The sequence below is a fragment of the Pseudomonas sp. L5B5 genome (assembly GCF_020520285.1).
GTDB lineage: Bacteria > Pseudomonadota > Gammaproteobacteria > Pseudomonadales > Pseudomonadaceae > Aquipseudomonas.
Window position 1 is genome coordinate 3,977,144 of sequence record NZ_CP084742.1, and the last position, 26,049, is coordinate 4,003,192.

Annotated in this window: 19 protein-coding genes, 1 tRNA gene and 1 pseudogene; 4 read left to right on the forward strand and 17 right to left on the reverse strand. The window is 61.8% G+C overall.

Annotated elements, in window-relative coordinates:
- Positions 1-14 precede the first annotated feature (14 nt).
- The 7 genes from gabD to LGQ10_RS18180 all read right to left on the reverse strand — a co-directional run bounded on the left by gabD (position 15) and on the right by LGQ10_RS18180 (position 4,775).
- Positions 15-1,457 (reverse strand): NADP-dependent succinate-semialdehyde dehydrogenase, encoded by a 1,443-nt coding sequence (gene gabD / locus LGQ10_RS18150; protein WP_226522786.1) that lies wholly within the window; start codon positions 1,455-1,457, stop codon positions 15-17.
- A 370-nt stretch (positions 1,458-1,827) separates the two neighbouring features.
- A complete protein-coding gene (locus LGQ10_RS18155) occupies positions 1,828-2,142 on the reverse strand; it encodes a RebB family R body protein (RefSeq protein WP_058437286.1) in 315 nt (104 codons plus the stop codon).
- 55 nt (positions 2,143-2,197) lie between these two features.
- Positions 2,198-2,512 (reverse strand): RebB family R body protein, encoded by a 315-nt coding sequence (locus tag LGQ10_RS18160; protein WP_058437287.1) that lies wholly within the window; start codon positions 2,510-2,512, stop codon positions 2,198-2,200.
- Between the two features lie 100 nt (positions 2,513-2,612).
- Complete coding sequence (locus tag LGQ10_RS18165) at positions 2,613-3,113, reverse strand: hypothetical protein (RefSeq protein WP_226522787.1); 501 nt, start codon at positions 3,111-3,113, stop codon at positions 2,613-2,615.
- A gap of 140 nt (positions 3,114-3,253) precedes the next feature.
- Positions 3,254-3,862: a hypothetical protein gene (locus LGQ10_RS18170; RefSeq protein ID WP_226522788.1), complete on the reverse strand. Its 609-nt coding sequence runs from the start codon at positions 3,860-3,862 to the stop codon at positions 3,254-3,256.
- A 24-nt stretch (positions 3,863-3,886) separates the two neighbouring features.
- On the reverse strand, positions 3,887-4,114 hold the full coding sequence (locus LGQ10_RS18175; RefSeq protein ID WP_031321382.1) for a RebB family R body protein: 228 nt from the start codon (positions 4,112-4,114) through the stop codon (positions 3,887-3,889).
- Between the two features lie 118 nt (positions 4,115-4,232).
- On the reverse strand, positions 4,233-4,775 hold the full coding sequence (locus tag LGQ10_RS18180) for an RNA polymerase sigma factor (RefSeq protein WP_226522789.1): 543 nt from the start codon (positions 4,773-4,775) through the stop codon (positions 4,233-4,235).
- A gap of 288 nt (positions 4,776-5,063) precedes the next feature.
- On the opposite strand from LGQ10_RS18180, the gene LGQ10_RS18185 reads away from it, so the two are divergent.
- From LGQ10_RS18185 to LGQ10_RS18195, 3 genes are all read left to right on the forward strand, one after another.
- Positions 5,064-5,140, forward strand: a tRNA-Arg gene (locus LGQ10_RS18185).
- A gap of 143 nt (positions 5,141-5,283) precedes the next feature.
- Positions 5,284-6,117 carry a hypothetical protein gene (locus LGQ10_RS18190; protein WP_226522790.1) on the forward strand — a complete coding sequence of 278 codons (834 nt, stop codon included), beginning with the start codon at positions 5,284-5,286 and terminating at the stop codon, positions 6,115-6,117.
- A gap of 1 nt (position 6,118) precedes the next feature.
- Complete coding sequence (locus tag LGQ10_RS18195) at positions 6,119-6,583, forward strand: hypothetical protein (RefSeq protein ID WP_226522791.1); 465 nt, start codon at positions 6,119-6,121, stop codon at positions 6,581-6,583.
- Positions 6,584-6,601: 18 nt separating this feature from the next.
- Here the strand turns inward: LGQ10_RS18195 and LGQ10_RS18200 are convergent, their stop codons facing one another.
- The 6 genes and pseudogenes from LGQ10_RS18200 to LGQ10_RS18225 all read right to left on the reverse strand — a co-directional run.
- Complete coding sequence (locus tag LGQ10_RS18200; RefSeq protein WP_226522792.1) at positions 6,602-6,802, reverse strand: hypothetical protein; 201 nt, start codon at positions 6,800-6,802, stop codon at positions 6,602-6,604.
- 72 nt (positions 6,803-6,874) lie between these two features.
- Positions 6,875-7,570: a hypothetical protein gene (locus tag LGQ10_RS18205; RefSeq protein ID WP_226522793.1), complete on the reverse strand. Its 696-nt coding sequence runs from the start codon at positions 7,568-7,570 to the stop codon at positions 6,875-6,877.
- Positions 7,567-8,148 carry an RNA polymerase sigma factor gene (locus LGQ10_RS18210; protein ID WP_058435177.1) on the reverse strand — a complete coding sequence of 194 codons (582 nt, stop codon included), beginning with the start codon at positions 8,146-8,148 and terminating at the stop codon, positions 7,567-7,569. Before LGQ10_RS18210 ends, LGQ10_RS18205 begins: the two co-directional genes overlap by 4 nt.
- 37 nt (positions 8,149-8,185) lie before the next feature.
- Positions 8,186-9,937: a vWA domain-containing protein gene (locus LGQ10_RS18215; RefSeq protein ID WP_058435176.1), complete on the reverse strand. Its 1,752-nt coding sequence runs from the start codon at positions 9,935-9,937 to the stop codon at positions 8,186-8,188.
- An 88-nt stretch (positions 9,938-10,025) separates the two neighbouring features.
- Positions 10,026-10,586, reverse strand: a complete 561-nt coding sequence (locus LGQ10_RS18220; RefSeq protein ID WP_226522794.1) for a YbhB/YbcL family Raf kinase inhibitor-like protein — start codon at positions 10,584-10,586, stop codon at positions 10,026-10,028.
- 182 nt (positions 10,587-10,768) lie between these two features.
- Positions 10,769-10,948: pseudogene (locus tag LGQ10_RS18225) on the reverse strand (BrnA antitoxin family protein); the annotation flags it as partial.
- Between the two features lie 148 nt (positions 10,949-11,096).
- On the opposite strand from LGQ10_RS18225, the gene LGQ10_RS18230 reads away from it, so the two are divergent.
- Positions 11,097-11,690 (forward strand): DUF4291 domain-containing protein, encoded by a 594-nt coding sequence (locus LGQ10_RS18230; RefSeq protein ID WP_226522795.1) that lies wholly within the window; start codon positions 11,097-11,099, stop codon positions 11,688-11,690.
- A gap of 218 nt (positions 11,691-11,908) precedes the next feature.
- Here LGQ10_RS18230 and LGQ10_RS18235 read toward each other — a convergent pair whose 3' ends face one another.
- The 4 genes from LGQ10_RS18235 to LGQ10_RS18250 all read right to left on the reverse strand — a co-directional run bounded on the left by LGQ10_RS18235 (position 11,909) and on the right by LGQ10_RS18250 (position 26,038).
- Positions 11,909-12,301 carry a DUF2846 domain-containing protein gene (locus tag LGQ10_RS18235; RefSeq protein ID WP_226526155.1) on the reverse strand — a complete coding sequence of 131 codons (393 nt, stop codon included), beginning with the start codon at positions 12,299-12,301 and terminating at the stop codon, positions 11,909-11,911.
- Between the two features lie 181 nt (positions 12,302-12,482).
- Positions 12,483-12,875 carry a hypothetical protein gene (locus tag LGQ10_RS18240; protein WP_226522796.1) on the reverse strand — a complete coding sequence of 131 codons (393 nt, stop codon included), beginning with the start codon at positions 12,873-12,875 and terminating at the stop codon, positions 12,483-12,485.
- A 271-nt stretch (positions 12,876-13,146) separates the two neighbouring features.
- Positions 13,147-13,500 carry a hypothetical protein gene (locus LGQ10_RS18245; protein ID WP_226522797.1) on the reverse strand — a complete coding sequence of 118 codons (354 nt, stop codon included), beginning with the start codon at positions 13,498-13,500 and terminating at the stop codon, positions 13,147-13,149.
- A gap of 10 nt (positions 13,501-13,510) precedes the next feature.
- Positions 13,511-26,038: a DUF637 domain-containing protein gene (locus LGQ10_RS18250; protein WP_226522798.1), complete on the reverse strand. Its 12,528-nt coding sequence runs from the start codon at positions 26,036-26,038 to the stop codon at positions 13,511-13,513.
- Positions 26,039-26,049 lie beyond the last annotated feature (11 nt).

Consider the following 26,049-nt stretch of genomic DNA (forward strand, 5'->3'; position numbering starts at 1 on the left):
CGCTTGAAACCGGATCAGATACCCAGGCAGAGGTATTTGATTTCCAGGTAATCCTCGATCCCGTACTTGGAACCTTCGCGACCCAGGCCCGAGGCCTTGATGCCGCCGAACGGCGCCACTTCGTTGGAGATCAGGCCGGTGTTGACCCCGACCATGCCGTATTCCAGGGCTTCGGCCACACGGAACACGCGACCCAGGTCGCGGGCATAGAAGTACGAGGCCAGGCCGAACTCGGTGTCGTTGGACATGGCGATGACTTCGGCCTCGTCCTTGAAGCGGAACAGCGGCGCCAGCGGGCCGAAGGTTTCTTCCTTGGCCACGGCCGCGCCCTTGGGCACGTTGACCAGGATGGTCGGCTCGAAGAAGTTGCCTTCCATGGGCTTGCCGCCCGCCAGCAGGGTGGCGCCCTTGTCCAGGGCATCCTTGATGTGTTCCTGGACCTTGGCCACGGCCTTCTCGTCGATCAGCGGACCGGTGGTGGTGCCCTCTTCCAGGCCGTTGCCGATCTTCAGCTTGGCCACGGCCACTTTCAGCTTCTCGGCGAAGGCGTCGTACACCGAATCCTGGATGTACAGGCGGTTGGCGCAGACGCAGGTCTGGCCGTTGTTGCGGTACTTGGAGATGATCGCGCCTTCGACGGCCTTATCCAGGTCAGCGTCGTCAAACACGATGAACGGCGCGTTGCCGCCCAGCTCCAGGGAGACTTTCTTGATGTCCTTGGCGCATTCGGCCATCAGCTGGCGACCGATTTCGGTGGAGCCGGTGAACGACAGCTTGCGCACGGTCGGGTTGCTGGTCAGCTCGCCGCCGATGTCGCCAGCGCTGCCGGTGACCACGCTCAGCACGCCTTTCGGGATCCCGGCGCGGTGCGCCAGTTCCACCAGGGCCAGGGCCGAGAATGGGGTCTGCGAAGCGGGCTTGATCACCATGGTGCAACCGGCGGCCAGGGCCGGGCCGGCCTTGCGGGTGATCATGGCGGCAGGGAAGTTCCACGGGGTGATGGCCGCGGTCACGCCGATCGGCTGCTTGATCACGATCAGGCGCTTGTCGGGCTGGTGGCCGGGGATCACGTCGCCGTAGATGCGCTTGGCTTCTTCGGCGAACCATTCGATGAAGGAGGCGGCGTACACGATTTCGCCCTTGGCTTCGGCCAGTGGCTTGCCTTGCTCCAGGGTCATCAGGCGACCGAGGTCGTCCTGGTTCTCGATCAGCAGCTCATACCAGCGGCGCAGCTTGGTGGCGCGCTCCTTGGCGGTCAGGGCACGCCAGGCCGGCAGGGCCTGGTCGGCAGCCTCGATGGCGCGACGGGTCTCGACGGCGCCCATCTTGGGCACGGTGCCGAGGATTTCACCGGTGGCGGGGTTGTTGACCTTGATCGTCTGGCCGTTGTCCGCATCCACCCAAGCCCCATCGATATAGGCTTGTTGGCGGAACAACTGGGCGTCTTTGAGCTGCATGTCGGCTTCCTTAACAGCACCGCGCATACGCGGGGCGAATTGTGATTGTAAAAAGGCGCCTTGTCGGCCGTTGAGCGCAGCAGCGCCTGCAACGGACGGGGCAAAGCTGCCGTCAGGAAAATCGTTCACTGGGTATAAGCATGAAAAATGTCGCACACAAGGATAGACGTGCGCTTGGACACCCAGGCAAGAGCGTTTGAAATCTCAAACGAATCCTAGGAGCAAAGGGGGTAAAAGGACAATAGGCCGTTCGAAAAAAAGAACGTAAACGTCCCCCAGGCGAAAACTTTCGGATCAACGTCACGCCCCAAAGACAACGCCCCCGCTGCCGGAAGACAGCGGGGGCGCTGGCAGGTTGCCAGGGGGACGATCAGCTGTTGAGCGACTTGAGCACGGTCAACAGGCTGGTGAGGTTGTCGACCACACCGCCCTGGGCAATTTTTTCGGTAGTGGCTGCACCGGCGGTGGTATCGACGCTGTAGATCTGCATCACGCCCTGGTTGGTCGCGGCTTGCGCCAGGGTGTTTTGCTGCTGCTGCGCCGAGACCGAGTTCTGGAACAGGATGGCCACGGACTGGCCCATGGACTGGTAGACAGTCCCCATGGCTACGGCAGGTGCTTCGGCGACAACCTTGACGTTGCTCTGGGTAACGGCGTCGGTGATTTGCGGGCTAACTGTGCTCATAAAAACTCCATTTTTTTAGCAGGAAAACTCAACGAAAGACGCTCACTTCAGCCCTTCAGCCTTGGAAGGACTTGAGTACCGTGAGCAGGCTGGTGAGGTTGTCGGCGACCCCGCCCTGGGCAACCTTCTCGGTCGCTGCGGCGCCAGCGGTGGTATCGACGCTGTAGATCTGCATCACGCCCTGGTTGGTCGCGGCTTGCGCCAGGGTGTTCTGCTGCTGCTGCGCCGAAACCGAGTTCTGGAACAGGATCGCGGTGGCCTGGGCCATGGATTGGTAGATGGTGCCCATTGCCATGGCCGGCGCTTCGGCGACGACCTTGACGTTGGTCTGGGTGACGGCATCGGTGATTTGTTCATTTACGAGTGGCATGGCTCAACTTCCTTTGTTTGATACACGGAGCATTCCGTGTCATTGAGTGAACGTGGCAGCCTGGAGACTGTGAACGGGGCCGGGTACCGGTCATCCGCCGTCAACGCCCGCCTGGCTTGCCGCCGGGGGTATTGAGCTGCTTGAGCGCCTGCTCGACCTGCCGCGAGAGTTCGGCCATCTGCGTCTCGATCACGCTCTTGACCTCGGCCTGCACCATCGCGCTGACCATCTCCTTGAGCGCCGGATCGTCCGCCGGACCTGCAGGCGCAGGTGGTGGCGCCGCCTGGCCCTGGGCCTCGATGGCCGCCAGCAGCTGCGACAGCACCAGCTCGCGGGCCTGGGGATCGGCCTTGTCGGCGGCCCTCGGGCCGACCACCTGGTCGAGAATGCTGCGGGTGCGCTGGGTGTCGGAGCGGATCTGCTCCATGGCTCGCTTACGGGCCTGCTCGACGCTCTGCTGCGCGCCCTGGGAGAGGTCCAGGGGTTTGTCCTGCACGAATGCCTCGAGCACTTGGCGCTCGACCTGGGTCAGTGGACGATTCAGGTAGGATTCGGCAAAGCGCTGGATCATTGCCAGTGCATTGGGGTCTTCATTCGCCATTTCATGCTCCTAGTCGATCGATGGCGCTGAAGCACTGGGTATCGGGTTGGTCGGACTTCAGCGCCGGGGATGAAAAAGAGCCCTCGCGGGCCCCGGGCACAGCACCCCAGGCGCCTTGCGCGCCCCGGGGGAAGTGGTGTTCAGGATGACGAACGGTTGGCCAGGGTGTCGGCGTACTTGGCGATGCTGGCGTCGATCTTGTCGATGGCATCGCTCGCGGCATCGGCCTCCATGGCCCCGGCCGCGGCCGCCACGGCGGCAGCGGCTCCCACCATCAGGTCGGTGGCCAGCACGCCCAGGGCATCCTCGGCGGCCCCCTTGACGTTCTCTTTGACGATGTTTTCGGTCATCTGCTTGATCAGCACCGCCTGGGCCGCCAGGGCCAGCTTGCTGACTCCGTCGAAATATCCCGCCGCCGATTGCGCCACCAGGCCGGCGGCCTGGCTGATCATCATGTCCGGAGGAACGGCGATCTGCGCCGGGGCGTAGCTGAACGCCTCGGCATTGGTGAACTGCACCGCCTGGACGATCTGGCTGTTCAGGGCGCCGGTGTTGCCGGTATCCGGGTTGTTGGCCTTCTTGAGCAACTGCTCGTTCATCAGGCTCATGACCGAGGTGCTGGACGAAGTGGCGGAAGGTTTCGGCTCCGGATCAGCTTTGCGTTGTGGGCCCGACTCTTGTGCAACCGCAGCATCTGCGGTTGCAGCGGCCTCGGCTGCAGGTGGGGTTTTCTTCTTGAACCACGCCATGACGCTTCTCCCGGGCGATCAGCCCTACTCGCCGATGGCCATGATCAGGGCCACGGCCTTGGACACCACCGCGTTGGAGATCTGGTTCAGCGCCTGCTGGCTGTTGACCGCGTTCTGCAACGACAAGCCCGCGGAATGGCTGGCCACCTGGTACAGCGAGGCGATGGACTGGGCCGGAGCCTCGGCCACCACCTTGACGTTGGTCTGGGTGACGGCATCGGTGATCTGCGAGTTGACCATGGGATCTGGCATACATCTCTCCTTAGATGGAATGGCCCACCGCAAGGGCGGCGGCGCCGGCTACAGCGTCGAAATCAGGCTCACTGAAGGAAAACGTCCCAGCGCTCCCGGTGTGAATCTTCGTCGTGCTTCAGCGCAGCTGTTCACGCAGCAACTGCACGTGCTTGCGTGCCAGGGGCTGGTTGATCCCCAGCTCGGCTGCAATGTGCGGGTAGGACAGCTCTTCAATGAACTTTAGTTCAAACAGCCGGCGCTTCTTGAGGGGCAGCTGCGCCACGCGTCGGCTGAGCCGGGCCAGGGCCTCCAGCAATTCCACATGCTCGAGCACCGAGAGCTGCGAAGACTCCAGCTGCTGCATCGGGTCCTGCTCGACATCGGCCAGGTCGACGAACAGTCGCTGCTCGCGGGTCCGGCGTCGGCAACTGTCGAGAAAGACATGTTCCAGAACCAGGAACAGGAAACCCTGGGGGTCGCGAATCCGTTCCGGCGACCGGCGGAAGAACAGCAAGGCCTTGATCGCCGCCGCCGCCAGCCATTCCTGGGCGCCATCGGCATTGCCTCGCGCCAGTTGCCGGGCCCGACGCTGCAAACCGGGTAGCACGGCACGCCAACTCGACTCGAACAGACGATCTGCCAGCGCGACTTGCAGATCCTCTTGCATGGAACAGTTCATCCCCCACACCTCCCTGTGCCCCGTGATTGCACGGACATGGCTGCAGGTTGCGCGGACGCGCGAGGACGATTCAGCGGGAAAAACTACCGCTAGCCCCTAATGCCAGCGCCAGCGCTTGTTTATGGGATAGGCGCCGCGCGCTGAAGTGCATCGCGGGCAAGCCTCGCTCCTACAAAGTCCTTGACTGATCGGCATTAGCCGCTAGTTGCGGGGCTAGCGGACGGCGGCATGCACATGAAAACCGGCGTGGACGCCCCGGGTGGACATAGGTATGATGTCGCCCGCACTGCATCCGTAGCTCAGCTGGATAGAGTACTGCCCTCCGAAGGCAGGGGTCGTGGGTTCGAATCCCGCCGGGTGCACCAGCTTCAACGAGAAAGCCCCAGGCCCATGGCCCGGGGCTTTTTTGTTGCCAGGTACAAACCGGACGACAAGGCCATCGCCGCCCGGGGCTGCCAGGGCTGTGGACAACTTGCTACATTCACCGCCCCCCGGACAGGAGGTCCCGATGCTGCGCCATCCTTTGCTCGACCAACCGTACCAGCCAACCTTGCAGGCCTGGATCGCCTGTTTCACCGGCTACCGCATGCCCGAGGCGCTGGATGCCGAGCTGAGCCGCTATGACCCCAACGACCCCGACGACCGCGAACAATTGATTCGCCGCTTCTGCCTGGCGCGGGAAGATTTGCGCGAGAACTTCCGCCATCGACAGCAACGGGTTCTGGCGCTGCAAGCGGCCGTGGCCGATACGCACTACGACTTCGACAAGGTCTGGGAACCGCCCGAGGACGACTACGAGGACCCGCAGTGGCCCAGCCGTTGGCCGGAGCGAGTGATCGATAGCCGCGACTTTTTCCAGCGGCTGCTGCGCGCTGCCCGCGAGCTGTGGCACGACGACCTGGTCCGTGCGGACCTGCCCTCGCTCAAGCAATGCCAGGAGATTGCCGAACGGGATCACGGCAGCCGCGACTGGTTGTTCAGCGTCGACAACCCCGAGGCCTGGAAAGCGCTGTTCGGCCTCGCCGCCACGCCCTACGAGCTAGACACCCCCGGTCCGCAACTCCACGGCGAGCGACTGCACCTGGCCCTGTCCGGGGAGCTGCCCCGCCAGCTCCTGCCCGCCAGCTGGAACAGCCCGCAAGGGCCGGGCCATTGCCGCTTCATGCTGGATATCCAGGGCATCAGCGAACTGACCATGAGCGGCACACGCTTCGATGGGCCCATGCGCACCCAACTCACCCGCTTGAACCCCGGTTACTACGTACGGCTGAAGATCGGCTTCGACTGCGTGATCGAGTGCGTGGCATTGTCCGTCAGCATCGCCGACGTCGAGGGAAGATGAGATGACCAGCAATTTCGAGATCGCCCTGGCGCGCCAGGAAATCCCCCAGTTCTTTCGTGGCCAGGGCCAGTACCTGACCCGGGACGGCGATTGGGACGAACACCTGTACTGCATCAACTGGCCGGGAATCTTTACCTACCTGCGCGATAACGCCGACGGCGAGCAACAGTTCAGTGCCAGCTTCGAGCTGTACGCCTACAGCATCGAGCAGATCCTGGAGGACTGTTTCGGCCTGCGGGAAAACCTCTTCAGCTACTACTCGACCCGAGCCCGCCTGGCGCCTGACAGCACCGACTTGCTGGGGCAGCTGCCGCAGGCCTGCAAGCGGCGGATCGTCCAGCGCCTGAGCTGGTATCGCTGGCAAGTGGAAAACCACCATCGGTTGCTGACAGAACGGGCCCGGCGCATGAACGCAGATGGCGCCTGCGCCGAGTTCCTCGACCTGCCCGCCACGCCCTACGCCTGACGGCTCAGGCCGCCGGGTTCATTGATCCTCGGCGGCCTTGGCCGGCTGGCCCGCCTGGGCCTGCGGCGCTAGCACCTCGACATCGTCCACGTCCTCGTCCTCGTCCTCGGCTTCCTCGAGGCCGAAGTCCTTGCGGCTCTCCTTGATGGCCTGGCGGATATCCGCGCCCTTGATCGGGCAGTTCAACATTGCCGCAATGCGGTCGATGCGGGGAGCCATGACCGGCCTCTCGAATTCTGAAAATGACCTCGATAGTGCGCGTTTTCCCTCCCCGCAGCCAAGCCCTGCGCCTCACCGGCGACGCAAGGCTTGCAAGCGGCTGTCCAGGTCCTCGTCCGGGTAGGCGGCATACAGCTTGAGCAACAGCTCGGCAGCCGCACGGTGATGGCCTCCGTCCCACAGGCGCAACACCTCCTTCAGAACCGGGTCCAGCCGCTCGATGGGGCTCGGCCCGAGCGTCGCGGCCATGCGCTTGGCCAGGTGCGATGCATGGATCTCGGAGGGAGCGTCCGATTGCGCGAGTCGTTCCTCGAGCCGGTCCATGTGCGGCGCCATGGCGAAACTGCTGGTGGGCGCCGCCGGGGCGGGAGCGCTCAGGGCACCGGATGCCTCGGCCGGGGCTGGTGCCGGGGCCATCTCGGCCTGTTCCATGGCCCGGGGCCTGGCCTTGGCTGCCACAGGCACCGGGGCCGGGGCCGGGGCTCGCGCCGGGGCGAACACCTGGGTCGGGTAAGGCTCCGGGGCACGCTGCACCATACCGATGATCAGCGCCACGCCGAACAGGCTGGCAAAGGCCACCTGGTAACGCGGACGCTGGCAGGCCTGCAGCCAGCGCTGCCACAACCCCGGCCGGGGTGCGGGAGCCTCGCGGCGAGCGGCGGCCAGGATCAGGGCGTCGAGGTGGGCCGGCGGCTCTATCGCGCTGTGCTCGCGCACATGGGCCAGCACCTGTTCCTCGGCGGATGGGGTCTGTCGGGCGTCAGTCATGTGAGTACCTCCTCGGCCAGGAGCCGACGCAATTTTTTCAGCGCATAACGAAAACGGCTTTTCACCGTCTCCAAGGGTGCCTGGGTCAGGCTGGCGATCTGTGGCAACTCCAGCTCGCCATGGGCGCGCAGCAGGAACACTTCGCGCTGGTCTTCGGGCAAATCCTGCAGGGCGGCGTCGATGCGCTGCCGGTCGCGGCACAGGCTCAATTGCTGCTCGGGCCCGGGGGCGCCGTCGACCTCGGCATGCAGTTGTTCGTCGTAGCTGTCGTGCAGTGGAGTGCGCACACCGTGCTTGCGCCAGTGGTCGATCAGCCGATTGCGCGCAATCTGGTACAGCCAGGTGCGGAAACTGGCCCGACCCGATGGCCCGCTGCTGCTGCGGATCAGGCTGAGCCAGGTTTCCTGGTAGACCTCCTCGGCCAGCTCCGCCTTGCCGGACAGGCCCAGCAGGAACCGGTACAGGCCCTGGCGGTGGCGCTGGTACAACAGCTCGAAGGCCGCACCATCGCCAGCACGATAACGCGCCAGCAGCGCTTCATCGCTGCTGGCGTCGGTGGACGGATGGGGAGCAGACATAGGGCGCTGAAACTCCTGTTCACTGCTCGTCATGGTTCTACTCAAGGCGGCTTTGCACGGCATGCTGGCCCAGCGCATCGGCCGCCCGGTCGTTGGGGGCTTGAGTTTGCAGGCTTTGCGCCAGCTCCACCAGCTGTACGAACTCGCCTCGCAGGCCATAAGGATCATCGCCACGGGCACCCCGGGCCAACGTGGCGGTGTCGGCCAGGCTGAAGTCCGCGGTGTAGCGGCCATCCTTGAGCTGCTGGGAGAACGCCGCCACCGCAGCGGCAAAGCGCAGGTCAGGACTAGCCTTGGCCAGTTCTGCAGGTTGCTGGGCGCTGATCGGCCGTTCGATCAACCGGCTGTTTCCACCTTTGGGGGCCTTGTAGCGCACCCGCAGCATGGCCAGCTCGTCGGCCTTGGCGCTGGCGGCCGGCGCCTTGGCCTGGCCGTAACGCAGCGGCTCCAGCCAGCCCTTCTCGCCCACCGGGACAATTTCATACAGCGCCGTGACGGTATGTCCGGCACCGATTTCACCGGCATCGACTTTGTCGTTGCTAAAGTCTTCACGCTTGAGCGCACGGTTCTCATAGCCCAACAGGCGATACTCGCTGACCTGGGTCGGGTTGAATTCCACTTGCAGCTTCACGTCCTTGGCCACCACCGCCAGGGTCGAGCTGAGCTGGTCCACCAGCACCTTGCGCGCCTCGCGCAGGTTGTCGATGTAGGCATAGTTGCCATCGCCGGCATCGGCCAACTGCTCCATCAGGTGCTCGTTGTAGTTATCCACGCCAAAACCCAGGGTGGTCAGGGAAACGCCGCTCTTGCGCTTCTCGACCGCCATGGCCTTGAGGCTCTCGAAATCGCTGATCCCGACGTTGAAGTCGCCGTCGGTGGCCAGCAGGATGCGGTTGATGCCCTTGTCGATGAAGCCCTGCTGGGCCATCTGGTAGGCCATCTGGATGCCCGAGGCGCCAGCAGTGGAGCCTCCGGCGGTGAGTTGGTCGATGGCGTTGCGGATCTTGGCCTTGTCGCGGCCGGAGGTGGGTTCGAGCACCACCCGCGATTCACCGGCATAGACCACCAGCGATACCCGGTCCTGATCGCGCAGTTGGTCCACCAGCAGCTTGAGGGTGCTCTTGACCAGGGGCAGGCCTTCGCGGCGGTCCATGGAGCCGGAGACATCCACCAGGAACACCAGGTTAGCCGGGGCCAACTGGGCCACCGCGCGATCCGACGCCTTGATACCGATGCGCAGCAAGCGGGTATGGGGGTTCCACGGCGTGGGCGCAAGCTCAGTGGTCACGCCGAAGGGCGAGCCATCGGTGGGCAAGGCGTAGTCGTAGGGGAAATAGTTGACCAGTTCTTCCAGGCGCACCGCGCCTTCGGGCGGCAGGCTGCCCTGGTTGAGCAGACGGCGGACGTTGGCATAGGCGCCGGTATCCACGTCAGCGCTGAAGGTCGACACCGGAGCCTCGGCCACGCTGTGGATCGGGTTGTCCGGCAGGGCCTGGTACTGCTCGCGAGGCTCCTCACGGTAAGCGGCCTGGAATGACTCGCGGTACACCGCCGGCGCCGGCATGGGCGCGATCATCGATACCGGGCGCAGGCCGCGCTTGGCCAGGGACGTATCGGCACGTGGCCTATCGTACTGGGCTTCAGGTGCATCCTGCAGCGCGCCCTGGGCCGCAGCTTCCGCAGTGGCCTCGGGCTTGGACGACACGCCGCAACCGGCAATCGCCAGCAGCAAGCCAGCGATGGCGAAACCCTGGGTGGCCGGGCGAAGGAAATGCAGAGGAAGGGACATGGGGGCTGACCTCGGGAAGAAATGATCCATTCCCCCCTTCAGACGAAACGCCTTGGCGATTCGGGTTAAGCCCCCTGAAAAAAATTCTTCAGCGCGAGTAGCGGCGCACCACACTGCTGTTACGCAGCACATGCCCGTTGATCTTTTCCAGCAATTGGGCGCGAGTCAGCCCGGCGGGCAAGGCATCGGGCGGCAGGTCCAGGGCGAAGATCTGGATGATGTAGTGATGGGCGCTGTCGCCCACCGGCGGGCAGGGGCCCATGTAGGTGGTGCTGTTGCGACTGTTGATACCGGCCAGGCCTTCCAGGTTCGGCTTGGTGCCGGCGCCGGCCGGGAGTTGCCGGGTGCTGGCCTTGAGGCCGTAGTGCACCCAGTGATCGACACCCTGGCCCTTGGCGCCATCCGGGTCGTGCATGACGATGGCATAACTCAAGGTCCCGGCAGGGCCCGCAGTCCAGTTCAGCGCCGGGGAATTGTTGTGCCCACCACACCCCTTGGCGTCACTGGCATTACCGGTGGTGAACAGCCGGTCATCCGACACCCCGGGCACATTCAGGGTGAAACGCTCCTGGGCCTGCACGGGAAGATGCAGGCACAGCAGCACGGTACCAGCGGCCAGCCAAGTATTGCGGAAGGCAAAGCGAGACATACGAAAGCACCTTTTTGCGCAGGGAAGCGAGGGTGAGCACCAGACTATAGCCGGCTTGAATGAACGCGCCCTTCACGCAAGGCGCGGTTGGAGATTGAGCTTGAGTACAGGGGTGGTTGTAAATGGAAATAAAGCGGAATTTTCCAGCCAAAACCACCGTGCCCCGTCCACCTTCGCTGGAATCAGCCTCGGTGGGCCTGCATGTACTGGCGCAGCAACTGGTTGATGCGCGTCTGGTAACCCGCGCCCTGGCTCTTGAACCACTCCATCACATCGGCATCCAGGCGGATGGTCACGGCCTTCTTGCCCGGCAGATGCAGCTCGGCCTGACGAAAGAACGCCTCGTCCAGCTCGGGGTATTCGTGTGTCGATACTGACCCTGGTGTGCAGCATACTGCTGCGCGATGGTCGCGACCTGCTGGAGGTGACCACCCTGCGCCTGCAACGGCAGGCCGTCTTCTGAACGACCCTGGGCGGCGACCCCGCCGCCCGTTTGCACAAGGAAATGCCATGCCTGCAACGGCCGACAACATCCCCCTGCGCCAGATCCGGGCGGTCTACGACGCCAGCACCCTGCGCGTCTACCAGGCCTATTCCGCGAGCATTGCCGATGCGGCGCTGGCCCATGGCACCTTCGTCTCGCCACCGTTCAAGATGGAGCGCATGACCTGGATAAAACCCTCCTTCCTCTGGATGATGTATCGCGCCGGCTGGGGCTTCAAAGACGCTGGGCAGAGCCGCATCCTGGCCATCGACATCAGCCGCGAAGGCTTCGAATGGGCCCTGGCCCACAGCTGCCCGAGCCATGCCGACGAGGGGCTGAGCAAAGAACAATGGTTGCAGTTGAAGGACCAGTCGCCGGTGCGCATCCAGTGGGACCCGGAACGCGACCTGCACCTGCAGCCCCAGGAACACCGGGCCATCCAGATCGGCCTTGGCCAGGAAGCGGTGGGCTTGTACGTCAACCAGTGGATCCAGCGCATCAGCGATGTTACGCCGCTGGCGCACCGCATTCATGAGCGGGTGCTGGCTGGCGACCTGGAAGAGGCGCGGCGCCTGCTGCCCCAGGAGCGCGAATACCCAGTGGCGGGCCCTGATGCGTAAACCGCCTGGCGCGCCATCTTCAGCATAGCCGCCACTGGTGGGATTCCTGCCTGAGGCATCAACAATCGGATTGACCAGCTTTCTGTTTTCATCATCAAGCAGGTGAATTGGAAATGTCGTGAGGGTTGCTGGAACAGGTGCTCCAGTGAGCCAAAAAGGGCGACTTGAAAGTCGCCCTTTTTCTCTCGCAGTAGATCGAATACCGATCGGTCAAAGCCTTACTTGGTCTCTTTGGCAATAGTGCCCAGGCTTGCATCCTTGACCAGATAACGCCCTTCCACATCACTTAACACCTTCAAGCTGTTGCGAGCCATCATCACGCCAGCCTCAACTTCTTGCTTGAGGTAGATAACCTCGCCAGCTTTTACCGTCACAGACATGTCTGCCCAGTTTTCAGCCTTGGAGCTGATCACGTGCTGACCTGGAGTGACGTAAAAATAGATGTATTGGTTACCACGGTTGTAGCCCATTTCCGAGTCGGCTTCCTTGTCATCCAGGAAGACATTGAAACGCACCATCATTCCCACATTGCTGGGGCGAACGACGTATACCAACCCTTTATCAGCAACGGCAGGTTTGGGTGGTGAGTACTGCGCGACTTCGGCTTGCATCTTTTCCATTGATGGGGCTGAGGCACAGCCGTAAAGCAGGGCTATAGAAACAACAGAGGCAATCTTGCAGACAATCTTAATCATGTGAGCCTTCCCTATTACACATAGTTTTTATAATTTTCTACGAACTAGAAAAATTGTTCCACTGGCGAAATCAATATCTGCCTGTGATTTCAACTGACTAAACGTTCGCCCTCCCAACCGAAACCGCAACCTCTATAACTATTTTAGAAGCACCAGACTGATCACGAGATAAACTTTCATTCTTTAGGGGATCAAGCACATAAAAAATCTCAACACGTGAGCCGACCTGATAAAAACTGACATCCTCTTCATCATGAACATAAATACCCTCAGTGCACAAAACACCTTCATCCAGCATCACATCCATTGTATTATCAGGCATATCACCATCCTGACCAGAATAGTAGACCCTAACTATAACACCAGAAATTTTCTTTGCAGGCATAACGCCACAACCAATATTACCCCACCATTCCTTAGAGCCAAAAAGTCCAAAACTTCCCTTAAGCTCTAACAAGGGTCTATTTTTATCCAACGTCAACGACTGCACTAAAAAACCTGCTCTGGGTCACGCCTAAGCTCCTCAGCCAATTGATAAGTTAATCTCATGGGCACACGACGCTCAGCCAAAGATAAAAACATCACACCCCCACTTAACGCAATGTTTCCACACGAAGAATATTTTCATTAAAAACATCTAATGCAACTCCCTCGCCCAGTTGGGTATTCAATACTCCGGCACCACCGCTTACATGAAAAAACACCTGGCTTACAACAGGATTCTTAAGTTTAAGCCTCAAGACAAATCTGACATCTAAAATCTACGCACTCAGAATAAAACGTCTCCAACCAGTTAAAGCTTTTTCAAACTCATCAATATTTATAATTGAAAAATAATCCTCATCATACAAGGAATATATTTTTGCCGAACTTTGACTTAGCTCTACACCCCAGCTATCACGACTCCAATCTGTTTTTTTTAAAACACCATCTTTAACCAATAAAATCCTAGATAATCCTTCATCCAACCATGGTATGGAGTTTTCATATTTTTGCCCACCATGATCAGTAAAAAGGCACGCTAAAAAATCCACCCCATTCTCATTAAGAACATTTGATCGACAATTTGGCACATAAACACCATCTTCATCATCCCAAAAAAAACAAATTTCCATTTAACTAAACCTACATTTTCGGATAAACGGTAGTTTTAGGGCTAATAAACCCTTCAACCTTTACGCCACTTGGTGTCGTGCCGGTCCATTTATTTCCTACTACTGTTTTGTTCTGGAACGCGGCATCAACTTCTACTTTTATCTTATCAGAAGACCAAGACTTAGGGAACATTGTGGATACACCACCGTTGTTTGTTTTTGGTAAATACGCTCCAGAATTACGGGGATCTACTACTTCAATTCTTGCACTATAGACGCCTTGGGCATTCGGAACAGACTCGGTTCCAGGGATGACGCGAACATCACCAGTCACAGTCGAGTGTCCACCGACTACACTTCCATTTGCTTTTATTTCGGCTCTAATTATGTGACCATCAAAATCAATTGGGGCTGTAATTTTTGAAGCTTGTGCCTTCAAATCGATATTTTTCTCTGCCTCAACCAATCCAGCAAGGTTACCTCCCGCCTTGGGTTTCAGCCCATTACTGGTTTCATAATAGAACTTTCCATCTGCCGCCAGAACCTCGATATTACCCGTCTTGCTATTGATAACCCGGCGATAACCCTCTGGTAACCCTCCCGTCTCATTGAAAGCAGCTCCTACTGAACCGCCCTCACGATAACCAGCCGGCAGAACAGCTTTTTCAGCAGCAACTCCCCCTTTTGCAGCCAACTCCTGATCCCGTAGTGCATTTGCAACCTTACCGAGCTTTCCGACCCGGTTAATAACCGCAAAACTCAATGCAAACTCAGTTGCCCATTTCATATCTACTTCAAGAGCCGCACCGGGATTACCCTGTAAGCGATATAGAAGAGCAAGGTTTTCTGCATCCTGCTTGGCACTATTAAATGCAGCGATCACCCCAGGTGGATCACTCGCAAGCTGTATCAGGCCATGGGTGACACCATTAACAGTGTTAGGTGTGTTTTCTACTAAACGCTTACCAAAATCATAGATACCCTCTGCCTCACCTTTAAAGGCATTGCCAATGCCCTTCGCCGCACCTACCCCCTCTTCGGCAATATCATATCGCCGATGATTTAGATTATTTTCATAATAATTTCGTTGTTCACGGTCAGTAATATACTCAAGATTTAATGCCGGGCTGAAGAAGTCGGCGTGGGTAGACTCATAGTTCTTCAGCATTGCCAATGTTTCAGAGGGTGTGTATTTTTTCACCGATTCGGGAATAGGAACATCGCCCACAGTTTCCCTTGATACATCATAAAAGGCACCTAACGGAGCCAGCGCCTGTCCCAAGTGAGCTAACGTACTGTCTGAAAACACCACTCCTGTACTGCCAAGCTTTTCTTGCCAGGCTTTATCCGTATAGAAGGCAAAGGCTTCAGCCAAACGACGTTCAGCCTCGACAACACTAATTTTTTGTTCCTCTGCCAACAACTTTGCTTGCTGTTGGATACGCTTACGCTCTTCTGGGTGTAGTTGGCGATTATATGCCGTAGCGTTCTTGGCAATTTCCGCACCTTTGGCCACATCACCATTGACAGCAGCAGCTGCACTGATGCCAATAAGTTGAGAAAACATCAATTCAAGATTTTTATCTTTATCAATTAAACCAGATAGGTGCGAGATAAGCGCCTCATTAGCACCAGCCGCAGCTGCACCCGTAGCAAAGTCCCCACCTGTCGCCTTACTGAGAGTTCCGCCGACAAGTGCATGGAAAGCCACTTTTTCCAAACTTCCTTCTTTCCAGTCGAATTTGTCCGAAACATCTCCAACCCAGTTGAAAGCACCCGCCTGCAGTAAATGCTGCCCTTGTGCGGTTAGCGACTTACTAAGATTCTCGCTAAAACGACCTCCTTGGATAACTGTTTGTGCGCCTGCCTGGACAACCCCTTGAGCTCCCAGATAGGCCCCAAATTTCCCGAGGTCTTTAATACTGCCTAAGTCAAACCCCTTAGTGACTTTATTTACGTTGTCACCAGTGACTCCAAAAGTCTTATCCAACACCCCTGAAGTCAAACCAGCAGTTATCGCTCCAGTGGCATAACCCTTTATTGCGTCCTTGGACGTAATATCCTTTATTACTGTGCCTATATTTCCTCTGTTATTTATTGTGCTAACTGCCGCACCACTGGCAGCGGATGTCACAACTGCAGTGACCGCAACGTTTGCCCAACCTGCCGCTGCAGTTCCTGCGGCGGTCCCGGCTGTAACCATCGCGGAATTTCCTGCAGCGGCCATGATTGTGCCGCTACCGGCAGAACCTGCACCCGCAAACGCCGTCCCCACCACGCCACTCGCCGCTCCTGCGGTCAAAGCGGTCACGATGATGATGATTGCGAGCATCGCGCCTTGGCCAAGGCCAGAATGGCTGTACTTGAAACTGTCGTGGACTTCCTGAACTCGACGCCAATCAACATCACCACGCTTCTCGGCGTCCTTCAGCCACGCTAGCTGCGGATCGGCCTGTACCATTGCATCGATGGTCTGGCTAACGGACTTCTGGTCGATTTGTTTGATGTCGATCTTCAGACCGTCGGCGGCCTTAATGATCAGCTCGCCCTGAGCCACAATCTGGGTCTGCCGCAATGTCTCATCTGTATTGCCTTTCCCCTTGGCACTGGTCCAGGCAAGGCTGTTGCTGCTTTTTTCGTGGCTTTCTTGATGCAGGTCCTTCACGCCTTCGAAGGTGACAGCCCCTGCGCTGTTCAGGCTGATGTCATTGCCACTTTCCAACTTGGCGGCCTGATACTTCTGGTCTCCACCACTGGCCAGTACCAAGTCACCTCCCGTGGCGATCTCACTCCCGACGTGGGTGACCTTGGTAACTTCATCACGCTGGGTTTTCTTGGCTCCCCAACTCCCCTTTTTCTTCATGTCATACAGCGAGTATTCGCTGTCCTGGGCGGCCAGTAGCTCCAGCTTGTCACCCGCGACCAGGTACGCGTCATCACCAGCACTGATCCGGCTGGAGATCAGGGTCAGATCCTGCCCCGCCCCCAAACTCACATCACCACCCGCCTTGACGCTGGTTCCCACTTGCTTGACCTGGTCTTGCTGGCGGGTGACTTTTTTGGTCTTGCTGTAGGCGTGCTCTTCATCGGCTGCCGAGGCCAGGGTCAGGTTCTCGGTGGCGGTCATGTTGATGTCGCGCTTGGCCTCGATCTGGCTGGCGATGGCAGTGAGGTCGCGGCCTGCCTGGGCCTTGAGGTCGCGTCCGGCTTCCACGGTGGAGCCGGACTGGGTGATGGTCTGGCTGCGGTGGTGGGCGCCCTGGTCGGCGCTGTCGATTTTCTCGACGGAGGCGATGCGGATGTCACGACCGGCCTTGAGGCTCAGGTCGGCGCCGCTTTTCAGGCTGCCGCCGTTGTTGAGGAGGTCGCGACCGGCATCCACGCTCAACTGGTTGGCCGCTTCGATCCGTGCGCTGCTGTCGAGCAGGTCGTTGTGGAAGCGATGATCGCCAATCGCGCTGTCGAGGCCGGTGACGGTGCGCTCGTTGATCACATCCCCCTGGCTGGCCCTAAGGCTCACGTCACGCCCGGCGATGATGCCGCCGGCCTTGTTCACCAGGGTGTTGCCGGCCAGCAGGTCGAGGCGCTCGCCGGCTTCGATCAGGCCACTGTTGACCAGGTCTTGCCCGGCCTGGGCCGAGAGGTTGTGGGTGGCCCGCAGGGTGCCGGCGTTGTCCAGGTTCTTCCCGGCGATCAGGTTCAGGTCGCTGCCGGCGATCAGCGCGCCATTGGGCGCCAGGCGGTTGTTGGAGTGGGCCAGGTAGAGCACCGGCACCAGCACCTGCTCGCCGTTCACCTCGGTGCTTTCCAGCCAGACGATGTCATGGGTCAGGGCCGCCACCTGCTCGGAGGTCAGGCTCACGCCCACCGCCAGGTTGAGCTGCTGCTTGCTCTTGATGGCGTTGTCCATCAGGTACTTGAACAGTTTCTCGTCGGTGTCCTGGCCATTGATGAAGCGCTGGCCGGTGCGGGCGGTTACCGCTTGCTGGATCAGCTTCTGTTCGTAGAAACCGTCGCCCAGGCGCTTGGCGCTTTCATCGGGGTTGTAACCCAGGTTGGACAGCAGGTAGTCCGAGCTCATGAACTGCTTGAGGTCGGTCAGCACCGGATTGGTTTCGATCAGGTACTTGTGCGGCTGAGCCGCCGGGGAGCGCTCCGGCAACCCCTGCACGCGGTTGATGTTCAGCAAGCTAGGGTCGGAGGCCTGGTTGTTCAAGGCCGCGGTTGGCTGGCTATCGGCAACCGTGGTCCGCCCCAACGGGCCTGTCTCGATACCGGGCGTTGCGACAGTGATCGCCGTGGCGCCGGTCGCGCGCTCACCCTTCTGGCGATTGGCCTGGAGTGACTCCAGCGCCTGGGCCTGGAGCGGGGTCGAGCCGGTGATCGTCACCTCGCGTTCCACGCCCGTGGGCACGGCCTTCTGGTGCTGCACGTTGCTGACCTGGGCGCTGCCCATGCTCCACTGCTGGGGCGCGGCCCCGGTGGCGGTGCTGCCGTCTTGCTGGCTCAGGCGGAACAGGCCGTTCTGGCCCGAGGGCAGGCTGAACCCTGGCAGGGTCAGCGGGTTGACCTGCTGCTGGGCCAGGTCTGGCGGCAGTTGAGCATTGAGCTTCACGACCACCGGCTCGACACCCCCGCGCACCGAGGTATCGACCCCGGGCTGCGAGGTTCTGTCAGGGCGCTTGGATTGCGTCACCGAGCTGTTCACCAGGGTCTGGCTGGCATTGATCGAAACCGCGCCACCGGCCTGGATGATGGCGGCTGAAACAGCGCTCCCCACGCCCTGCGAATCGGTGGTGATGTCACTGACCAGGCCACCGCCCCAGGTGGAGGTGTAGTTGTTGAACGCTTGCTCGGAGATCGGCGTCGGTGTTGCCTGCGCGTTGTAGGCGGCGACGTAGCCACCGCTGAAGGCGTAGTCGCTCTTTTTCTTGGCCCAGCCGGAATACCACTTGCGGGTGCGTACGGACTCCCCGGCCACGTCGCCCTTGTTGAGCAGATTGTCGGCAGCGATGCTGATGTTGCCGGTGGCGCTGATGGTGCTGTTGGTATTGGCGATGTTGCCGCCCTGGATCGCCAGGTTGCCTGCTGCATGGAGCAGCGATTGCTGCGAATCTTCGTCGACGATGTTGCGGAAGGTCTCCCGGGCGTAATAGTCGGTCTGCCGGTGCTTGCTACCCGAGTAGTAGTTGGAAACGGTGATGTTTCCGGAAACGAACTCTTTCTTGTAGGTCAGCTTTTCCTTGCGGTTGATCAGTTCCTGGACATCGAGCTGCATGTTGCCCTGGGATTCGAGCGTGCCGGAGATGTTCTCCATCCTGGCGGCCCGTGCGCTGTCACGACCAGCCACCACCAGGTTGCCCAGGCTGTAGATATCGCTGCGGTTGTTGGTCAGCTCGGTAACCTGCAGGTCCATGTCGGCGCCGCTGAACAGCAGCCCGCCGCCGTTGGTTTCCAGGCTGCCATTGCTCAAGCTGCGGGCCTTCACCGTCAAGCCCTGGGCGCCGGCCAGGGTGCCCTGGTTGAGCACGGTGTCGGCCTTGATGTGCAGATCGCTACTGGAGGTCACGCGCCCCAGGTTGTTCATTTGCCCGAGCACGTCGATCGAGGTCCGACCGCCACCCGCCAGGCTGCCGGCACTGGCCAGGTTCAACTGTGCGGCGCTCAGGTCCAGGTTGCCCTGGCTGCTGGTCCGGCCACTGCCGCCATAGCTCCCACCCAGGGTCAGGGCGAGGCTGCCATCACTGGCGATCAGGCCATCGTTGGACCAGTTGCCGCCGCGGCCCACCAGGCTTTCGGACGCCAGCAGCTGGCCTTCTGCAGTCTGGTTGAGGGTGTTGACGTTGAGGGTCAGGCGGCCGGCCTGGATCACGCTGCTGTTGGTCCAGGTGTCGGTGTCCAGGGTCAGGCCGCCCCGGGTCACGAGGTTGCCCCCGGCCCGGGTCAGGTTGTCGGTGCTGATATCGAAGGTGCCGGTGCCGGCGTGCAAGACGCTGCCGCCCTGGTTCTGGAAGCTGCCGACATCCAGGGTCAGGTCGCGGTTGGCGGTCTCCAGCTTGCCGGCACGGCTATCGAATGCCCCGGCGATCTGCAAGCCGGTACGGCCCTCTGCGCCCAGCGCCCGCAGTTGCCCACTGCGGTTGTCCAGGCTAGCCGCGCGGATGTTCAGGGTCTGGGCACTTTCCAGGATGCCTCGCTGGTTGTTCAGTGCACCGCTGAGGTCGAAGTCGATCCGGTTGCCCGCGACCTGGCCACGCACATCGCCGCTGTTGTCGAAGCTGGCGGCGTTGACCTTGACCGCTTGCTGGGCATACACGCCGCCGTCGCGGTTGTCGAAATCCCCGGTGGTGATGATGGTGTCGCCACTTTGCGCGGCGAGACGACCGCCATGGTTGTTCAGGCTGGCACTGCTCAAGCTCAGCGCCTGGGCCTGGATGATTCCGCCCTGGCGCGGGTTGTCCTGCTCGAAGTCATTGCGCAGCCAGCCCCCCAGGGCCTTGCCTTGCAAGGTGCCCTTGAGGCTGGAGAGCGTGCCGCCACGGTTGTCGATGGTTGCGGCCGCAAGGTCCAGGTCGGCGGTTTCGGCGATGACCTTGCCGCGCCGGTTGTCGAAGGCGCCCTGCACATCGAGGTCCAGGGCCGTCTGGCCCTGGATCACGCCGGCCACGTTGTCGAGGCTGCCGGCCTTGAGCTTCACGTCCGCGTTGCGACTGTGGAGCAAGCCGTCGGCGCTGTTCTGCAAGGCTGCGTCGAGGGTCAGGAGCAAGGCGCCATTAGCCGCGACAGTACCGCGGTTGCGGTTGTCCAGGCTGCCGGCGGCAAGGCTCAGCAGCCCCTGGCTGATCAGCTCGCCGCCCTGGTTGTCGACCTGGCTGGCGCGCTTGAGCAACAACTGCTCGGCGCTGGCCAGCTTGCCCCGGGTATTGACCAGGGCACCCAGCAGGTCGAGGGTCACCGCGCCATTGCTGGCCAGGGTGCCCGCGCTGTTATCCAGGTGGGTGCCGGTCACGCTCAGTTGCTGCTGCGCGTTGATCGTGCCTGCGGCATTGACCAGGGTCTGGGCCTGCAGGTCCAGGTCGGCGCCGCTGTCGATCAGGCCGCCCTGGCTGTTATCGAGTCGCCCGCTGACGCTCAGGCGTTGGCCGCCCGCACTGGAGAGTACGCCGCGCTCGCTGTTGTCGAGGTTGGCGGCGCTGACGCTCAGGTCCTGCTGGCTGACCAGCGCCCCGCCGTCACGGTTGAGCAGGTCGTTGGCAACACGGGCCTCAAGCTTGCCGTAGCGGCTGGAGACCGTACCGTTGTTGCGGTTGTCCAGGTTCGCGGCATCGATCTTCACCCCTTGCCAGCCAGACATCAGGCCACCACGGTTGCTCATCTGGCCGGCGTTCAGGCTCAGGCCCTGGTGGCTGATCAGTGTGCCGGCGTCGTTGTCCAGCCGGCGCCCGGCCAGCTCCAGCTGCTGCGTGGTGGATATTTCACCCTGGCGGTTGTCCAGGTCCCGCAGGTGCTCGAGGGTCAGGACGCCGGCGCTGTTGATCAGGCCCAAATTGTTGTTCAGGTCGCCGGCACCAAGGTCGAGGCCAATGGCGGCGGCGGTCAAGGTGCCCTGCTGGTTGTCCAGGCCGACACTGTTGAGCGTCAGGTTACGGGTGGCATTGATCAGCCCTTGCTGGCGATTGCCCAACTGGCCATCGATGTTCAGCAGCAGGTCACTGCGACTGGTCAGTGTGCCGCCGCTGTTGTCCAGGCTGGCGGCGCGGCCATCGATGGACTGGGCGGCGATCAGCCCCTTGAGGTTGTTCAGTTCCCGGCTGACGCGCAGGGTCAAGGCCTGGTTGCTGAGCAGCTTGCCAGCGCCGTTGTCCAGGTGCTCGGCGGCCAGGACAAAGCCCTGGGCGCTGGAGATCTCGCCCCCCTGGTTGTTCACGCCCTTGAGGTTCTTCAGGTTCAGCAGCGGGCCGTTGATCAGGCCCGCCTGGTTGTTCAGCTGGCCGTGATTCAGGTCGAGCGTCACGGCGCTGTTGCTGGACAGCTTGCCGCCCTGCTGGTCGAGGCCGGTGACCGTAGCGGTCAGCGCCTGATTGCTGGTGAGCTGACCGCCGTCGCGGTTGCTCAGCTGGCCGGCGTGAACATCGAGGGTGTCGCGAGCGCTGACGTGGCCGCCCTGGCTGTTGTCGAACGCCCCGGTGGTGATCTGCAGGGCCTGGGCGCTGCTCAGGGTGCCCTGTTGGGTGTTGTCCAGGCTGGCGCTGTGCAGGACCAGGCCGGCATCGCTCACCAGCTGTCCGCCCCGGTTGTCCACCTGGCCCAGGCTGGTGATGCCCAGTTGCCCGGCGCTGGAGAGCACGCCCTGGTGGTTGTGCAAATTCGCGGTGTTGACCGTCAACCGCCCCTCGCTGCTCAACGAACCCTGGTCGTTGAGCAGGTCACCGGCCAGCTCCAGGGTGACCTCTTCCTGGCTGCTCACGCTGCCGCCGGTGTTGTCCAGGCGGGTCCCGTTCAGGGCCAGTGCGGTCTGCGCCTGCAGCTTGCCCTGGTGGCGGTTGAGGATGCTGTCCAGCATCAGGTCCAGGGCCTGCCCGGCGATCACCTGGCCGCCGTCGCTGTTATCCAGTTGCCGCCCCTTGAGGTGCACATCCGCCTTGCTGGAGATTTCGCCGCCACGGTTGTCGATCTCGCCGACCTGGAGCTTCACGCCCCCGGTGGCCCGGACCAGACCCTCGTTGCGGTTGTCCAGGCCGGAGCCTTCAAGCGTGAACGAACCATCGGCCAGCAGCAGCCCGTTGTGGTTGCTGGCTTGCGCCACCCGGGCAAGCACATCGCTCTTGCCGGACACCTGGCCATGGGTGTTATCCAGGCTGGCGGCATCGAGCCGGACAATACCGTCGCCAATCAGGCTGCCGCCCTGGTTGAGCAGCGAGCCATCGACGGTCACGGTCGTGGCCCCACGGCTGCTGAGCATGCCGTCGCGGTTATCCAGGCTGGCGCTGCGCACCTGCAAGGCCGCCGCGGACACCTGGCCCTTGAGGTTGGCCAGGGCCTGTTCGATACGCAGGGTCAGGGCCTGCTGGCTGATGAGTTTGCCGGCGCTGTTATCCAGGGTGTTGGCGGCCAGGACAAAGGCCTGGCTACTGGAGATCTCACCGTTGCGGTTGTCGACGCCATTGAGGTTTTTCAACATCAGCAGCGGGCCGTTGATCAGCCCCTGGCGGTTGTTCAACTGACCGTTGTTCAGGTCCAGGTTCAGCGAGGTCTTGCTGAACAACTGGCCGCCCTGCTGATCGAAACCACTGACGCTGGCCGTCAGCGCGCCATCGCTGGCAATGCGGCTGCCGGCGCCATTGCTGACTTGCCCGGCCTTGAGTTCGAGGCTGTCGAGGCTGACCAGGCGACCGCCGGCGGTGTTGTCGAAGGCTCCGGTGGTCACCGTTGCCGGGCCCTTGGCATCGAGCAGGCCGTGGCGGTTATCCAGGCTGGAGCTGCCCAGCCCCAGGCCAGCGGCACTGCTGATCGAACCCTGCCGGTTGTCCAGGGCTCCGCTGCTGGCCAGGGTCAGGGCGCCGGCGCTGGAGAACTTGCCGGTGGAGTTATCCACACTGGCGGCACTGGCCCCCAAGGCGCCTTCGGTGGTGAGCACGCCCCGGGTGTTGTCCAGCTTGCCAGTCAGGTGCAGCGCCAGGCCTTTCTCCCCGGAGACGGTGCCCTCGCGGTTATCCAGGCGTTGGCCTTGCACGGTCACCTGGCCCTTGCCGGAGACCAGGCCCTGGCTCTGGTTGATCAGTTGCGCAACCTGCAGCGTCAGGTCCGTGTCGGTCAGCAGCTTGCCGCTGCTGTTGTCCAGGCGCGTGCCATTGACCTTCACGCCAGTGGAACCGGATAGGCTCCCGCGCTGGTTGTCGATGTCGTCGACCTTGAGTTCCAGCGCTTTTGTAGCGCCGACCAAGCCTCCCTCGCGGTTATCCAGGACACGGCCCGTCAGGCTCAGGTTGCCCTGGGCCACCAGCTCGCCCTTTTGCTGGTGGAAGCGCTCGACATTGGCGTTCAGGTCAGCCTGGCTGGCTATCCGGCCACCGGCGTTTTCCACCAGCGCGGCATCCAGCCGTACCGGCCCGGCGCCGCTCAGCAAGCCGCCCCGGTTGTCCAGTGTCGTGCCCCGGTAGTTGACTGCCGAACGACCGAGCAGCAGGCCGTTGAGACGGTTATCCAGGCTATCGACGTTGAGCTGCAGCCGCTGCCCGGCACTGACCTTGCCGTGGCGGTTGTCCAGTAGCGCGCTGTCGAGGGTGAGCAGGTCCTGGCCAATGAGGTGGCCCTGGCGGTTGTCGACACTGCCCGCCCGGATTGCCATCGCCCCCTGGGCGCTGACGTGCCCCTGGTCCTGGTTGTCCAGCAGGCCGGCGATGACGGCCGTCAGGCGCGCTTCGCTGATCAGCTTGCCCGCGTGGTTGTCCAGGCTGGCCGCGTGCAGTTCGCCATCGGCGCCGCTGGACAGCTCCCCTTCGTGGTTGGTCAGGGCGCCGTCCAGGTTCAGGTTCAGCGCGTCCTGGCTGGTGAGGGTGCCGGAGCTGTTGTCCAGCGCAGCCGCCCGGACTGTCAGGCCCTTGGCCGAGATCAGGCCGCTGACGTTGTTCAGGGCCTGATCCAGGCGCAGGGTCAGGCCCTGGTCGCTCAGCAGTTCGCCGCCGCGGTTATCCAGGCCCTGGGCGTTCAGCGTGAACGCCTGGGCGCTGGAGATCTCGCCGTCCTGGTTGCTGACCTGCGCCAGGTTGTTCAGCACCAGGCGCGGGCCACGAATCAAGCCATCCTGATTGTTCAGAAAGCCCTGGTTCAGATCCAGGTCCAGCGCCATGGTGCTGGTCAGGCGTCCGCCGTTGCGCTGGTCCAGCGCCGTGACGCTGGCCGTCAGCTTGTGGTTGCTGGCGATGCGTCCTGCGTCACGGTTGTCCACCTGCCCGGCCTTGAGGTCCAGGGTCTGCAAACTGGTGAGCTGGCCACCCTGGTTGTTCAGGGCCCCGTCGACGTTCAGGTGCAACTGGGTACCGGCCGTGACCAGCCCGGCGACGTTGTCCAGCGTCGCCACTTGCAGCTTCAGGCCGGCCAGACTCGAGAGTTCGCCCTGCCGGTTGTCCAGGGCTGCAGCCCGGACGTTCAACTGGCCGGCGCTGTTGATCAGCCCACCCTGGGCATTGCGCAGTTGGCCGGTCGTCAGGTCGGCGTTACCGGCGCTGAGCACGCGGCCCTTGTTCTGGTTATCCAGGGTTCCGGCATTGACCGTGACCTGGCGCTGCCCGCTGAGGGTGCCGCCCTGGTTGTCCAGGGTTTGCGTGGTGGTCACGCTCACATCACGGCTGGCCACCAGGCTCTTGCCGGCGTTGTCCAGGCTCTGCGCACGCAGGCTCAAATCGCCCTGGGCATTGCGGCTGTTGTCGGCATTGACCCCGGCCTCGATGATGCCCTGGTTGCTCAAGGTGCCGCCGCTGGTGAGCGTGATGCGGTCCCGGGCCACCAGGTTGTTGCGGTTGTGCAGGTCGCCCTGGGTTTCAACCTTCAGTTCGGTCCCGGCATACACCGCGCCCTGGGTCTCCAGGCCCTGGGCCTTGATCGCCACCGCGCCCTTCTCGGCCGTCACTTGGGCCATGCGCAACTGGCCGTTGGCGTCGAGCTGGATATCGCCACCGCTGGCAATCAGCTTGCCGTCGAGCTTCACCCCCACGCCGGCTTCGGTGCCCACCAGCTTGATCGCCCCGGCGTACATGCCGCCCAGGGCCGAGGAGTCGATGGCCAGTTGCGGTGCATCCACCGGGTTGGCGGCCCGGGCGGTGGCCTTGAGGGTCTTGGCGTCGACGTCGTTGGCGCCAGCGACCAGCGCCAGGTGCCTGGCCTGGATCTGAGCGTTGATCCTGGCACTGCGGGTGATGATTTCGAACTGGTCGATATTGCTCGCGTTGAGGCCCGCGCCTTCGATGGCGACGCTGCCCTGGTCCACCTGGTAGCGCTGCAACTGGCCATTCTCGATCACCGGCTTGCCGGTGGTCAGGGTCGCTTTCGGGGTGTTGATGAAGCCGCAACCGTTGCAGGTGACGCCATAGGGGTTGGCGACAATCACATGGGCCGACTGCCCCGCCACTTCGGTGTAGCCCTTGAGCTGGCTGGGGCTGCCGCCGTTGACCTCGTTGAGGATCACATTGGCCGCGCGACCGCCCAGGTTGGGGTTGCCAAGGATGATCCCGCCCAGTTGCGTGGATTGGGTACGGTCGATGCCGTTGTTGAGGATGACGCCCTGCTGGCCGACGTTGTAGTCGCTGAACGTGTTGTGGGACAGGCCGCTGCCATTGGGCGTGGCGATGTTGACGATGGGCACGCCATTACCCGCCTGGCCGAGCGTGGTGCCGCTGCCGTTGACCACGATGCCATCGGCCATGACCAGCAACGGCTGCCAGAACATCGCGTTCGCCAGGATGAACGCCAGGCCACGCTTGGGCAGGCCCCAGAACGAATCACGCGGTTGCAGGGTTGCGGAAGGCTGGCGGGCCAGGAAGGCAAACTGACGAACATCCATGTCGTTTATCT

Coding starts and splice junctions, on each gene's coding strand:
- gabD (WP_226522786.1), bottom strand. CDS start 1,457: ATGCAGCTCAAAGACGCCCAGTTGTTCCGCCAACAAGCCTATATCGAT.
- LGQ10_RS18155 (WP_058437286.1), bottom strand. CDS start 2,142: ATGAGCACAGTTAGCCCGCAAATCACCGACGCCGTTACCCAGAGCAAC.
- LGQ10_RS18160 (WP_058437287.1), bottom strand. CDS start 2,512: ATGCCACTCGTAAATGAACAAATCACCGATGCCGTCACCCAGACCAAC.
- LGQ10_RS18165 (WP_226522787.1), bottom strand. CDS start 3,113: ATGGCGAATGAAGACCCCAATGCACTGGCAATGATCCAGCGCTTTGCC.
- LGQ10_RS18170 (WP_226522788.1), bottom strand. CDS start 3,862: ATGGCGTGGTTCAAGAAGAAAACCCCACCTGCAGCCGAGGCCGCTGCA.
- LGQ10_RS18175 (WP_031321382.1), bottom strand. CDS start 4,114: ATGCCAGATCCCATGGTCAACTCGCAGATCACCGATGCCGTCACCCAG.
- LGQ10_RS18180 (WP_226522789.1), bottom strand. CDS start 4,775: ATGAACTGTTCCATGCAAGAGGATCTGCAAGTCGCGCTGGCAGATCGT.
- LGQ10_RS18190 (WP_226522790.1), top strand. CDS start 5,284: ATGCTGCGCCATCCTTTGCTCGACCAACCGTACCAGCCAACCTTGCAG.
- LGQ10_RS18195 (WP_226522791.1), top strand. CDS start 6,119: ATGACCAGCAATTTCGAGATCGCCCTGGCGCGCCAGGAAATCCCCCAG.
- LGQ10_RS18200 (WP_226522792.1), bottom strand. CDS start 6,802: ATGGCTCCCCGCATCGACCGCATTGCGGCAATGTTGAACTGCCCGATC.
- LGQ10_RS18205 (WP_226522793.1), bottom strand. CDS start 7,570: ATGACTGACGCCCGACAGACCCCATCCGCCGAGGAACAGGTGCTGGCC.
- LGQ10_RS18210 (WP_058435177.1), bottom strand. CDS start 8,148: ATGTCTGCTCCCCATCCGTCCACCGACGCCAGCAGCGATGAAGCGCTG.
- LGQ10_RS18215 (WP_058435176.1), bottom strand. CDS start 9,937: ATGTCCCTTCCTCTGCATTTCCTTCGCCCGGCCACCCAGGGTTTCGCC.
- LGQ10_RS18220 (WP_226522794.1), bottom strand. CDS start 10,586: ATGTCTCGCTTTGCCTTCCGCAATACTTGGCTGGCCGCTGGTACCGTG.
- LGQ10_RS18230 (WP_226522795.1), top strand. CDS start 11,097: ATGCCTGCAACGGCCGACAACATCCCCCTGCGCCAGATCCGGGCGGTC.
- LGQ10_RS18235 (WP_226526155.1), bottom strand. CDS start 12,301: ATGCAAGCCGAAGTCGCGCAGTACTCACCACCCAAACCTGCCGTTGCT.
- LGQ10_RS18245 (WP_226522797.1), bottom strand. CDS start 13,500: ATGGAAATTTGTTTTTTTTGGGATGATGAAGATGGTGTTTATGTGCCA.
- LGQ10_RS18250 (WP_226522798.1), bottom strand. CDS start 26,038: ATGGATGTTCGTCAGTTTGCCTTCCTGGCCCGCCAGCCTTCCGCAACC.